General features: G+C 67.6%; 5 protein-coding genes. 3 read left to right on the top strand and 2 right to left on the bottom strand.

What is annotated here, in order from left to right:
* Positions 1-77 precede the first annotated feature (77 nt).
* Positions 78-1,094 carry a TRAP transporter substrate-binding protein gene (locus tag ACQR07_RS11350; RefSeq protein WP_434902389.1) on the top strand — a complete coding sequence of 339 codons (1,017 nt, stop codon included), beginning with the start codon at positions 78-80 and terminating at the stop codon, positions 1,092-1,094.
* On the top strand, positions 1,091-2,950 hold the full coding sequence (locus ACQR07_RS11345; RefSeq protein ID WP_434902388.1) for a TRAP transporter large permease: 1,860 nt from the start codon (positions 1,091-1,093) through the stop codon (positions 2,948-2,950). Before ACQR07_RS11350 ends, ACQR07_RS11345 begins: the two co-directional genes overlap by 4 nt.
* A gap of 43 nt (positions 2,951-2,993) precedes the next feature.
* Here the strand turns inward: ACQR07_RS11345 and ACQR07_RS11340 are convergent, their stop codons facing one another.
* Positions 2,994-6,143, bottom strand: coding sequence for an efflux RND transporter permease subunit (locus tag ACQR07_RS11340; protein WP_434902387.1), 3,150 nt, complete (start codon positions 6,141-6,143; stop codon positions 2,994-2,996).
* Positions 6,136-7,140, bottom strand: coding sequence for an efflux RND transporter periplasmic adaptor subunit (locus tag ACQR07_RS11335; RefSeq protein WP_434902386.1), 1,005 nt, complete (start codon positions 7,138-7,140; stop codon positions 6,136-6,138). The genes ACQR07_RS11340 and ACQR07_RS11335 overlap by 8 nt, the downstream gene beginning before the upstream one ends.
* 739 nt (positions 7,141-7,879) lie before the next feature.
* Between ACQR07_RS11335 and ACQR07_RS11330 the strand changes: the two genes are divergently transcribed.
* On the top strand, positions 7,880-13,150 hold the full coding sequence (locus tag ACQR07_RS11330) for an AAA family ATPase (RefSeq protein ID WP_434902385.1): 5,271 nt from the start codon (positions 7,880-7,882) through the stop codon (positions 13,148-13,150).
* Positions 13,151-13,174 lie beyond the last annotated feature (24 nt).

The following is a 13,174-nucleotide window of genomic DNA, read 5'->3' as shown; positions in this document are numbered from 1 at the left end:
CCCGGTCATGACGACCGGTCGTCCGGCGCGCCAAAGCGCCGGACAAATAAGAACGATTTCACATTGGAGGGACGGACATGCGTAACGAAACGACGCGTCGGCGATTCATGGCTGGAGCGATGGTGGGAGCGGCGATCTTGCCGTTGACCACACGCTTCGCGAAGGCGGCCGAATTCACGCTGAAGCTCGCGACCGGGCAGGACCCGTCGCATCCGGTCAACAAGCGCGCCCAGCAGGCGGCCGACCGCATCAAGGAGGCGAGCGGCGGCCGGCTCGAGATCAATCTCTATCCGGCCAATCAGCTCGGCTCGGACACCGATCTGATCTCGCAGGTTCGCGTCGGCGCGGTCGATGCGATCAACATCGCAAGCTCGGTGCTGGCGACCCGCGTGCCGCTGGCTGGCATCGTCAACACCGGCTTCGCCTTCACGTCCTACGACCAGGTCTGGAAGGCGATGGACGGCAGCCTCGGCGATCACATCCGCAAGGACATCGAGAAGATGGGCGCTCTGGCGCTGTCGAAGCCGTGGGACAACGGCTTCCGCCAGCTCACCTCGTCGACCCGCGAGATCAAGTCGCCGGACGATCTCAAGGGCTTCAAGATCCGGGTGCCGGCCGCGCCGATCCTGACCGGCCTGTTCCAGGCGCTCGGCGCCGGGCCTACGCCGATCAACTTCAACGAGGTCTACACCGCGCTGCAGACCAAGGTGGTCGAGGGCCAGGAGAACCCGCTGCCGATCATCGCGACGGCCAAGCTCTACGAGGTGCAGAAATTCTGCTCGCTGACCAGCCATGTCTGGGATGCCTACTGGATCCTGATCAATCGCGCCGCCTTCGGCAAGCTGCCGGCCGATCTCCAGGCGCTGGTCTCGCAGGAATTCAGCAAGTCGGCGGATGACGAGCGCGCCGACATTGCCGCGCTCAGCCAGAGCCTGCGCGCCGATCTCGCCGCCAAGGGCTTCACTTTCGTCGACGTCGACAAGGAGGCGTTCCGCACGACGCTCGCCAAGAGCACCTTCTACAAGGATTGGCGCGGCAAGTTCGGCGAAGAGGCCTGGGGCATCTTGCAGTCCAACGTCGGAGCGCTCGGATGAAGACCGTCGACATGTCCGTGCTATCCTCCACGAAGCTTGGCATCGTCGACACTCTCGAGCGCGGCCTTGCCAGGCTGATCGAAATCCCCGCGATCATCGCGCTGGTCGCGGAGGTCGGCATCCTGTTCACCGGCGTGACGGCGCGTTTCGCCTTCAACCGGCCGCTGACCTGGGCCGACGAGCTCGCCTCCATCACCTTCCTGTGGCTTGCGATGCTGGGCGCGGTGCTCGCGCTCAGCCGCGGCGAGCACATGCGGATGACCGCGCTCGTCGATCGCGTCAGCCTGCGCACCCGCGCGGTGCTGGAAAGCGCGGCGCTGATGGCGCCGGCGCTGTTTCTGGCGATCCTGCTGCACCCCGCGATCGACTATGCGAGCGGGCAGGCATTCGCGGAGACGCCGGCGCTCGGGCTGCCCGACAGCGTGCGGGCAGGGGCCGTGCCGGTCGGCATCGCCCTGATGCTCGCCACCGCGCTGCTGCGCATGGCGCGCCACAGCCCGCGTGACGTCGCGATCACGCTCGGACTGCTGGCGGCGACCGCCGTCGTGTTGTGGGCCGCGGCGCCGGCGCTCAAGGCGATCGGCAACTGGAATCTGATCGTCTTCTTTGCTATCCTTCTCGGAGCCGCCGTGCTGGCCGGCGTGCCGATCGCGTTCTGCTTCGGCCTCGCCACGGTGGCCTATCTGCTCACGGTGACCTCGGCGCCGCTGGAGGTCGTGACCAGCCGGATCGACGAGGGTGTCTCGTCGCTGGTGCTGCTCGCCATTCCGCTGTTCATCCTGCTCGGCCATCTCATCGTCATGACCGGCATGGCTGCGGCGATGGTCGGCTTCCTGGTCTCGCTGGTGGGGCACGTCAGGGGTGGCCTGTCCTATGTGCTGCTCGGCGCGATCCTGCTCGTCTCCGGCATCTCCGGCGCCAAGACCGCCGACATGGCCGCGGTCGCGCCGGTGCTGTTTCCCGACATGAAGCGGCGCGGCATTCATGACGGCGAGCTGGTGTCGCTGCTCGCGGCGTCCGGTGCGATGGCCGAGACCATCCCGCCCTCGATCGTGCTGATCATCATCGGCTCGGTCGCCGGCGTCTCGATCTCGGCCTTGTTCACCGGAGGAATCCTGCCGGGCCTCGTGCTCGCGGCGGCGCTCGCCGTCGTCGCCAAGCGGCGGATGGTGGAGCCGGAAGGCGTGATCCGGCCGCGGCCGTCCTGGGCGACGATCCGCAAGGCGCTGATCACCGCGCTCCCTGCGCTGCTGCTGCCGGTGCTGATCCGCACCGCGGTCACCGAGGGCGTCGCGACCGCGACGGAGGTGTCGACCATCGGCATCGCCTACACGGTCGTGGTTGGGCTACTCGTCTATCGCCGCTTCGATGTGAAGAAGCTCTATCCGGCGCTGGTCCACACGGCAGCGCTCTCCGGTGCGATCTTGTTCATCATCGGGGCCGCGACCGCAATGGCCTGGGCGCTGACGCAGTCCAACTTCTCGCATGCGCTGGCGGCGATGATGGTGGCGGTGCCCGGCGGCAAATACGGCTTCCTCCTGATCTCGATCGCCGTGTTCATCCTGCTCGGCAGCATCCTGGAAGGTCTTCCTGCGATGGTGCTGTTCGGACCGCTGCTGTTTCCGGCCGCCAAGCTGCTCGGCGTGCACGAGGTGCACTACGCGATGGTGATCATCCTGGCGATGGGCATCGGCCTGTTCGCTCCGCCCTTCGGGCTCGGCTACTACGCGGCGTGCTCGATCGGTCAGATCGATCCCAATGCGGGCCTGACCCGGATCTGGCCCTATCTCGGCGCGCTGGTGCTCGGGCTGCTGCTGGTCGCCTTCGTGCCCTGGCTGTCGCTCGGCTTCCTCTGAGACGACTGCGCCATGGACGGCAGCCGCAGCAGCGGCTGCCGCGTCACGGCGCGATCGCGCGCTGGCGTTCGGCGGCGGTCTTGAACCTCCCGAAGCGCAGCGCCAGCGTCGGCAGCACCAGGAGGTTCAGCGCCATCGAGGTCAGGAGCCCGCCGAGGATCACGATCGCCATCGGACCTTCGATCTCGCGGCCCGGCTCCCCGGCGCCGAGCGCCAGCGGCAGAAGCCCGAGGCCAGTGACCAGCGACGTCATCAGGATCGGGACGAGGCGGTCCGCCGCGCCCTCGATCGCCAGCGCCAGGTCCCAGCTGCGGCCTTCGGTGACCACCAGATGCTCGTAGTGCGAGATCATCAGGATCGAGTTGCGCAGCGCGATGCCGAACAGGGTCACGAAGCCGATCATCGAGCCCAGCGACAGCACGCCGCCCGTCGCCGCCACTGCGACCACGCCGCCGACGAATGCGAACGGCAGATTGATGAGCACCAGCGCCAGATTGCGCCAGTGCTTGGTCACCAGCGACAGCAGCAGCACGATGCCGAGCGTCGCCAGCGACGAATTGACGATGAGATCACGCCGTGATCGCGCCTGCGCGTCGGCGGCGCCGGTGAACTCGACATGCGTGCCGGGCGGCAGCTTCACCTCCTTGGCGATCTTCCGCTTGGCGGCGGCCACGAAGGATTCGAGATCGCGCTCGGCGACATTGGCGGTGACCGTTTGCGTCCGCTGGCCATTGCGATGGAGCACGACGTAGCGCCCGGACGTGCCGTAGACGTCGGCGATCTGCTTCAACAGGACATAGGCGCCGCTCGGCGTGCGGATCGGCATGTCGCCGATCTGGGTCGGGCGAGCGCTGGCGTCCGGATCGAGCTTGACGATCACGTTGAAGACGACGTTGCCTTCATAGGCCTGGCCGACCACGTCGCCCTGATAGGCGGTGCGGATCAGTTCGAGAACCTCCACCGCGTCGAGCCCCCAGGACTGCAGATCGGTCGGGCGCAGCGTCACGTTGACCTGAGGCATGCCGGGCGGCGATTGCTGCTGGATGTCGATCGCGCCCCAGACCTCGCCGAGCTCGCGCGCGATGTCGCGCGACGCCTGTTCGAGGTCGTCCAGATCGGGGCCGAACACGTTGATGACCACGGCGGCGTTGAAGCCGGACAGCGTCTCCTCGATGCGTTCGGTCAGGTAGGTCTTGATGGACAGGTTGAAGCCGGCAAAGTCGGCGAGCGCGGCGCGGATGCGCTGCTCGGCGCGCGCCTGCGCCGCGCCCGACAGGCCGGGCTTCAGGTCGACCTCGATCTCGCTCGAATGCGTGCCGGCAGTGTCGACACCGGCTTCGGCGCGGCCGACGTGCTGGGCGACGCTGCGCACCTCCGGCACGCCGCGCAAGGCGTCGGCGATCAGCGTCCCGAGCCGCAGCGATTCGTCGAGCGAGGTGCCCGGCAGCATCGAGACGTGAAGGATCAGATGGCCCTCTTTCAGATCGGGAAGGAAGGTGCCGCCGAAGAACGGCACCAGCGCGGCCCCTCCCAGGGTGACGAGCAGGGCGCCCGACATGACCAGCTTGGGAAAGCGGCCGAGCCGCCGCAGCAGCCGCTCGTAATGGCGCCGCGACCAGCGCACCAGCGGCGGCTCGCGAACTTCGCGCGGCTTCCGGCCGGCCAGCAGCATCATCGACAGCGCCGGCGTGATCGTCAGGGCGATGATCAACGATGCCAGCACCGCGAGGATGTAGGCCATGCCGAGCGGGCCGAACAGCCGGCCGGCGAGGCCGGGCAGCGCCAGGATCGGCACGAACACCAGCAGCACGGCGAAGGTCGCGTAGGCCACGGAGCTGCGCACTTCCAGCATCGCGTCGTAGACGACACGCGCCTCGCCGCGCGGCGACGGCAGTCTCCGGTTCTCGCGCAGGCGGCGCACCACGTTCTCGACACCGATCACGGCATCGTCGACGACCTCGCCGATCGCGATCGCGAGACCGCCCAGGGTCATGGTGTCCAGGCTCTGGCCCATCCAGTTCAAGACCAGCACGGCGGAGAACAGCGACAGCGGAATCGCGGTGCAGCTGATGATCGAGGTGCGCCAGTCGTAGAGGAACAGGAACAGCACGACGACGACCAGCGCGCCGCCGATCAGCAGCGCGAACAGCACGTTCTCGACTGCGGTGTCGATGAATGTCGCCGGACGAAACAGGTCGGCGTGCAGCCGGACCTTCTCGCTGTCCAGCGCCGGCCTCAGCTCCTGCAATGCAGCTTCCACCCGCGCGGCGACGTTGCGGGTGTTGGCGCCGTATTGCTGGCTGATCATCATCATGATGCCGGGCTGGCCGTTGATCAGCGCGCCGCCGATTGGCGGCTCCGGCGCGTTCACCACGGTGGCAACATCGCCAAGCACGACGCTGGCGCCGGCTTGATGCAGGAGCACCGTGCGCGCCAGTTGCTCCGGGGTCAGCGATTGCCCTTGCGTCTGCAGGATGACGCGCTGATTGGCGGTGTCGACGAAACCGGCGCCGCGCACGCCGGTGGCCTTGCGCGCTGCCGCGACGACGTCGTTCATGCCGACGCCGAAGCGCACCATGTCGTCGGTCCGCACTTGCACCTGGAGCGATCGGATGTCGCGTCCATAGGTCGTCACCTGCGCGACGCCGGGCACGGCGAGCAGTCGCCGGCTCACGGTCCAATCGGCAATGGTGCGCAGGTCCATCAGCGAGCGGTGTTCGGAGGTCAGCCCGATGACCAGCACGGTGCCGGCCGCGGGCACCAGCGGCGTCATCGACGGCGCCCGCACGCCCTGCGGCAGGCTGCCGGTGATCACCGTCAGCCGCTCCGTCACGAGCTGACGGGCCCGGAAGACGTCGGTGCCGGGTTGGAAAACGACCGAGAGCACGGACAAGCCCTGGATCGAGGAGGACCTCATGCTCTCAACCCCGGCAAGGCCATTGATCGCGGTCTCGATCGGCTGCGTGACCAGCACCTCGACCTGCTCTGGGCTGAGCCCCGGCGCCTCCGTCTGAATGGACACTTGCGGTGGCGCAAATTCGGGAAAGACGGCGTATTTCGCGTTGCCGACCGCGAAGATGCCGTGACCCAGGATGGCGCAGGCGAGCGCCAGAATCATGCCGCGAAAGCGGATGGCGAACGAGACCAGCGCGGCTTGCGGCCCCGTCGCAGCCAGCCGATCACCGTCAATCATCGTCGCCGCCGCCGCGAAGCTCGCTCTTGGCCTCTTCCGACAACAGCACCTGCGCGCCGCGCAGCACGATCTCGGACCCGGCCGGAATGTCCTGAACGACGTAGTCGTCATCGGAGATGGGCTGATCGGTCCGGATCGGATGCCGTCTAAAGGTCTCGGGACCGGCGCGTAGATACACCCAGGATCGGCCCTGCCATTGCACGACGGCGGTGTCTTCGACGAATACGCCGTCGAACGACTTGCCGGACGGCACGTAGGCGGTGGTGTTCATTCCCGGTAACAATCCGCTGTCGCCCGCGGCGACGAAGTAATAGCTGACGCCCTGGATTCGCGGATCGGTTCGCGGGGCGGGCGAGAGGTAGCGCAGCTCGATGTTGACGGTACGCGTCGGTGCCTGGCCGAGCGCGGTGCGCGGCGGCTCGGTCAGCGTCACGCCCGGCGGCAGCGTGACCTGGATGAGAAGCTGCTCGCGCTCGATCAGCTGCACGACTTGCGACGAGCGCTCGACGATGCCTCGTCCGATCACCGGCCCCCATTCCTGCCGCGCTGTCGCAATCAGCGTCTTCACCTGCGATTCCGCGGCGGCGAGCGCGGCCTGGTCGGTGCGGAACGTTCCCTCGGCGGCTTCAGCGTCCTTCCTCGGCATCGCGGCCGACTGCACCAGATCCCGGGCGCGCTCATAGGCGAGCCTTGCCACTTCGAGTTTGGCCTGGGCGGTCTGCAACTGGGCTTGCGCGTTGGCATAGCTGTTGGTGAGGTCGGTCAGCCTGGCGACGTCCAGCACTGCGCCATACGCCCGGAATTGCTCGGGATGGCTTTCTGCGGCGAGCACCGCCGTCTGCAGTCCGATCTGGTTCTGCTGCGTCGCAGAAAGCTTGACCGTCGCCGGCTCACGCCCTTCCGGCTGGGCCGTCGCCACTGCGATGGGAAAAAGCGTGATCAGCGTGACGAGCGTTGCACCACACGCGGCCGCAGCCTTCATCCGTTGCCAAGCCATGCAGTGTGGGCCCCACCGACCGGGGAACGTCCAGGAGACGTTGTGTGACGATGACAACAGCTACTGCAGCTGTGCGGGCGTTTCAAGCGGCGCCGTCGCGCCCTTAAGGCACGGTAGCAGCGCAGAGATCCGCGCTGATGACGTGCGGCGCGGCGTCGTTTCTGGCTTCGGATTGAGAGAAATCATGTGCGTCTCGTTGTGCGCTGCGCCGACGCACCCAGACATCCCCCGCCATCGTCGGGCTGCAATCGGGGTGCCGATGTGGCCGAACATCGGCGCTCATCGCGCGGTCATGTGGCGATGCGGCGGCGTGTCCTGCGTCGGAATGTTTCTGCTTGGCCGTTAGAAGTATTCTTAGACGTTTTCTAGCGTATTTGCGTGCGAGCCATTCGCATCACCGGGCCGGCGCGGCTCGTTTCAGAAAAACCCAAGTCTAGCGCGGTCGTTACGAGAGATTTCGATCGCGCAATAACCGCGAGATTTTAGCTCTCTCCCGGCCTGGGGCGAGGATCGTCACATTCCTCTACCTGTCGGGCCATTGGCGTGACGTCACTTCGCCATACGCCTCCGCGACGAGTCGATTGTTCCATCGGCGTTGCAGCGAGGAAAGCTTGTCCAGACCGAAGCCACCGTTTGATTGCCCCGGCCGCCGCGATCAGCGCCGGAGCCATTCGTTCTGGTCAGCCTGTCGCCAGCCTGACGCCGATCTTGCAGCCGAGCTCAGCGGGGAATTTGTGCGATGAACCATCCGGTCCATTTGCGACCCAGCGAGGGTCAACCGATCGACCGCGCCGCACCGATCGGCAGCGCCGAGCACGGCAGGCGGCTGCTCGGCGCCATCACGGCGAGTGCCGTGGCGACACCGGAAGCCGAGCTATCGTCCGACGCCCTCGCATCGGCAACGCAGGATGGGCTCGGTGCTGCGCCGTCTGGTGAGCCGCTGCAGGACGTCCTTGGTTGCCTGACCGACATCATTCGTGCTGCCAGTGGGCCCGTCGGGCGTCGGGACCCGTACGCCATCGACAGTCAGAGCTTTGCCCTCGATCAGCAGGAGCTGGAAGGTCTGCCGGGCGTCGTTCTCAACACGTTCGATGTCGATGGCCCCGTTTGGCTTGCCGTCGAGGCGCTCGTCGCGACGGAGCCGCCCGCGTTCGACCCCGATCTGGACGCCTGGATCGAGCCGTCGTCGGATCCGGATCGTCGCCCGCTGCCGCGCGAGACCATGCAGGTCACCGTGAGCGAGATCGAAAAAAATCGCCTCACCTTTGCCCGGCACGCGCGGCCGGAGGATTTTTCCCCGGCTCCGTCCGCCGACGCGCCGGGTGGCACCTGGACCGGTCGGCTGCGCCTGGAGCAGCGGGCGGATCTCGTGCAGCGCATCGAGCGCTACGTGGTGGGACCGTGGACTGCATGGGCGGACACCGAGCGCGCACGGCGTCGGACCATGGCGATCCACCGGCAACTGCGCGAGCTCGCCGCGGTGGTTCGCGCTGACACGGCCAAGGAGATCATGTGGGGGATCATGCTGTCGTCGTGGCGGCAGGGCGGACGTGAATCCGAGCTGCCGCTGTTCGAGCGGCCGGTCGAAATCGAGATCCTCGAACGTCCCGACGCCGAAGTGAGGGTGCGGCCCCGTTTCACCGGCGCGGTCGTCAATCTCCGGGCGCTCGAGGTGTTGGCGCCGGATGCTGCGCCGTCTTGGCACGACAAGTCCGAGCAACTCGTCGAGGCGCTCGAGCAGCAAGGCGAGCTGTCGCCGTTCACGGCGCTCAGCCTGGAGCAGATCCTGCGCGCCGTCGGCGGGCAGCCTGGCCAGAGCAGCGTTGCAGCTTCCGAAGGCGCGGCATCGGTCGAGACCGCCGACGCTGCCGTCACTGGGGGACGCTGGGTCATGTCGGCACGCCGTCGGCCCGAGGGTCTGGCGCTGCGCGACATCGAGTGCCTGAAGAGCGCGATCGAACATGCGCCGCAGAGCGAATGCTCCCTGACGGGTGCGGTAAGTGCGCTACTGCCACAGACCGGTGGCCGTGGACATTCGAGCTCGCGGCGGCATCTGTCCAGCGTCGTCGGCGCTCCGATCAACATCGGGCCTGCGGCAAAGCCGGTGGTGCTCGATATCGGCGACCTGTTCTTTCCGCTGCCGGCATCGTCGGAGCATGTCGAGATCGTCCGTGAGCTGTCGCGGTCGGATGGCCTGGTGGTCCAGGCGGCGTCGCAGGATGCGCGGGTCCAGACGCTCGTCAACGTCGTCTGTCATCATCTTGCGCTCGGTTCGCGCGTCCTCGTCGTGTCCCGCGACGAGACGGCGCTGGCGCTGCTGCATCAGAAGCTGCCAGCCGGCATTCGTGAGCTCGCCGCCAGCTCGACCGGCGCCGACAAGGACGTGCTCAAGAAGGCTGAAGCGGCGGCCGACCGCTTGCAGTCGGTCGTGGACACCACCAATCTGCGCGAGCTTGCCGACCAGATCGGTCGATTGGAGCGCGACATCATCTCGAAGCGCACGCAGATGGCCTCGCTCGACGGCGAGATCGCGGACATCATCGGGCGCAATCTGCAACTGTCCGGCGGCCGGCATGAGCTGCCGCTCGATCTGATCAAGGGGCTGCTGGCCGACCAGGACCCGCCGGCCTGGTTCAGCGACCGCCCGGCGTGTCTGCTGTCCAACACGGACGCGATGGTGACGGTGGTGGAGAAGGCGCGCGAGGCGCGGCTGCAGCTCGCCGAGCATCTCGCGCATATCGACGCCGAGCTGCCTGCGATGGCCACCCTTCCGGATGCTGCGGCGATGCTGCGCCTGCATGAGGACCTGCGGCAGCAGGCGGCGGCGAGCTCCGCGGACAACCGCGACGAGGACCTGGCGCTCGATGCGATCGCCATGTTTGGACTCGACGCCACCACCCGGCTCGCAGCCGATCTCGACGCGCTGGTCGCTGCCCATCAGGCCATCGCCAATGATGCCTGGCTCGCCCGGCTGTCGCCGCTCGGCGCCGCGAAGAGCGATGTCTCGGTCGGCAACGACAAGGTCGTGGGCTGGGCCCGCGATGCGTCGTTCCAGCTGTCGAGGAGCGCTGAGTTCGCCAAGCGGCAGGTGCATGCGCGGGTCGAAGCCTTCACCAAGAAGGATGCCATTCGTGTCGTCGAGCGCCTGGCCGGCGGCGAAAAGGCGATGCCGCGGTTCTCTCCGTCGCGGCGCGCCTTGAAGGCTGCGATCGACGCCATCACGGTGGACGGCATCGCGCCGGCGACGGCTGCGGACTGGCAGTATGTCCACCGCTTCCTCAACTGGCGACATGATCTCCTGGCGTTGCGGACGCGGTGGACGGCGATCGCAACCAAGATCGGCGCTCCGGCGATCGAGCTGGAATCCGCGCGTGCGTTCGACGACATCGAGCGGATCGTCAAGAGCGTCGAGGCGGCGGTCGTGATGGCTGCGTTGGCCGTCCGCAACGTCGTCGATGCCTGCCGCAAGCTGTCGATGCCGGACGCCGAGGTGACGGCGATGTTGTCGGGCGCGCAGCGGCCGAAGGCGCTCGGCGCCGCCATCAGGAGCGTGATGACGCGGGTGTCGGGGCCGTTGAGCGAGCTCGCGCGCGTCGGCGAGTTGTTCGCCGGCGCCGTCGAGTTGGCCGCCACCGTTCAGGCCGACATTCTCTCGCGGATCGGTGACGCGGACGTCGAGCCGCGCGAGATCGAAACGCGCTGGGCCGGTGTTCTGGCAACCGTTGAAGCGATCGCGCGGGCGGATGACGATTATCGCATCGTCAGATCGGCCAGCCAGATGCTGCTGGAGGCGGGTGCGCCTGACATCGCTCAGCGCGTCCGCAGCGAGCCGGCAACCGCCGGTGCCGGCGACCCGGTGCTGCTCCCTGACTGGGTGACGGCGTGGAATGCGGCGGTGTTGATGCGCATCGATGGTCACGACGAGCGTCAGCTGCTGCATGATCTCGCCGCGCAGCGGCTGCGGCTCGAGCAACGATCGCTGGCGCTGTTCGAAGCGGTGATCAGCGCGCGGATGACGCTCGCGATCGCGCAGAACGCGAGCACCTCCGTCAGGCAGTCGCTGAAACGTTTCAGGGACACGATGCAGAAGATGGTCTCGGCGTGCTCGAGCCCGACTGCGCGGCGCCTTCGCGTCGCTGTCCGCAAGTCGCTGGACGGCTGGTTCGAGGAGATCCCGTGCCACGTCATGCCGGCCTGGCGGGTCGCCGAACTGCTGCCGGCCCGGATCGGCAGTTTCGATCTGGTCGTGATCGATCAGGCATCGCGCTCCGATCTCCGTGACCTGACGGCCATGCTGCGCGCCCGCAAGGTCGTGGTGAGTGACGGACGTCGCGAGATCGGGGCCGAGGTCGGCCAGGACGATCCCGGTCGCCGCGCGGACCAGAAGAACCTGCGCAGCGTTCTGCCGGCGTTTCGCCGTTTGATGCTGCCCAACGCCTCGCTGCGCGATCTCGCCGAGATCCTGTTCCCGGATCGTCTCATCGATGTTCGCACTCAGGCCGGCGACGTGTCGCGGCTGCCGGCCGTTGCCGAGAACCGGGCCGTCGCGCCGGTGGCTCAGCCGCGAGCGGCGAGCGCGGGGACGAAGCGGCGTGACTCGGCCAAGGCGACTACGCATACGATCGAGGAAGAGATCGCCACAGTCGCGAAGTATCTGTCGCTGGCGCGTCGGTCAGGTGGAGAGATCCCGACGCAGCCGCGAGTCGATCGGCACGAAGGCGCCGAAGCGTCGGACGAGATGTCGCCCAAGGCGCTAAACAAGACACTCAGCAAGACATCAGCCAAGACATCAGCAACGGCGCCGCTCGCGACGCCACCGGACGTTCGGCTGTTGCGCCGGCGCCCGGTTGCGATCACGCCGCCCGCGCCTGTGACGCCCTCATCTCCTCCCGAACTGCCGCCTCAAGTGTTGGTCGCGGTGCCGCCTCAGGCGCCGCTCGAACGTCCGAGTGCGGCATCGCCGCCACCGCTGCCGCAGCCGGCCGCGCTTTCGAGCGCTGCTGCAAGCGGCGCCCCAGCCGCCGTTGATCAGCGGAATGCGACGGCGCCATTGCCGGCCGAGACCGCCGACGTGAAAGCCACGACAACGTCGACATCTGCCACGACAGCAACAGCCGAGCCGGCAAAGCCGGGCGTAGCGGCCGATGAGACCAAGATCCACCCGTCACTCGTCGAGATGGCTTTCAAGTCGGCCGAGAGCGGCCGTGAGAAGCCGCGGCGGCTTCCCAGCCGGCGGATCATGGCGGTGGCCGCCGTCGGGCTGCTGGCCGTCGTCGGCGCTGCCGTCTCGTGGCAGCGCGCCGCGGACTTCATGCAGATCGCGCAGACCAGCGCGGCGATGGATTCGGCGCTGCCCAGCGAGCCCGGTGCACGCAAGATCAACGCCGAGCGTATCGTGCCGGACGGCAAGGATGTCGCGGCCGGCGAGGCGGCCGGCACCGTCGGACAGAGCTCCGCCCCGGCGACGGTTGCTCCCGTCACGGCGTCCGCGCAGGCGTTCCTCTATCACGAGGATCCGCAGGAGCCGAAAGGCAAGCGCTTCACCGGCAAGGTGGTCTGGTCGCTCGAGCCGAGCAAGGGACCCCGCCTGAACGCCGCTCCCTCGCTCAAGGGCGAGATCGAGATCGAGAACGGCATGAAGGTGACGATGTCGCTGCGGCGGAACGCCGATCTGGAGCTGCCGGCGAGCCATGTCATGGAGCTGAGCTTCGCCTGGCCGGATCCGGCGATCGGGCTGACGAGCCTGCGAGGGATCGGGCTGAAGGGCGAGGAGGCGGAGCGCGGCACGGCGCTGGCGACGCAGACGGCGCGCGTCACGCCGAAGGTCTTCATGATTGCGCTGTCCGCCAATGAGGTCGACACCAAGCGCAACGTGCTGCTGCTCAGGGGCAAGCAGTGGTTCGACATCCCGATCGTGTACGAGGGCGGCAACCGCGCGCTGCTGTCGATCGAGAAGGGGCCCGCGGGCGACCGCCTCTTCAACGAGGCATTCACGAGCTGGGGTCAGTAAGGGAATCGGCAGCACGGCGAGGAC

Origin of the sequence: Bradyrhizobium sp. HKCCYLS20291 (genome assembly GCF_051167715.1) — a bacterium.
Taxonomy (GTDB): domain Bacteria; phylum Pseudomonadota; class Alphaproteobacteria; order Rhizobiales; family Xanthobacteraceae; genus Bradyrhizobium.
This window is presented reverse-complemented; position numbering and strand designations above follow the sequence as displayed.

Excerpts from the sequence above, each read along its gene's own strand:
- ACQR07_RS11350 (WP_434902389.1), top strand. The coding sequence starts at position 78 with ATGCGTAACGAAACGACGCGTCGGCGATTCATGGCTGGAGCGATGGTG.
- ACQR07_RS11345 (WP_434902388.1), top strand. The coding sequence starts at position 1,091 with ATGAAGACCGTCGACATGTCCGTGCTATCCTCCACGAAGCTTGGCATC.
- ACQR07_RS11340 (WP_434902387.1), bottom strand. The coding sequence starts at position 6,143 with ATGATTGACGGTGATCGGCTGGCTGCGACGGGGCCGCAAGCCGCGCTG.
- ACQR07_RS11335 (WP_434902386.1), bottom strand. The coding sequence starts at position 7,140 with ATGGCTTGGCAACGGATGAAGGCTGCGGCCGCGTGTGGTGCAACGCTC.
- ACQR07_RS11330 (WP_434902385.1), top strand. The coding sequence starts at position 7,880 with ATGAACCATCCGGTCCATTTGCGACCCAGCGAGGGTCAACCGATCGAC.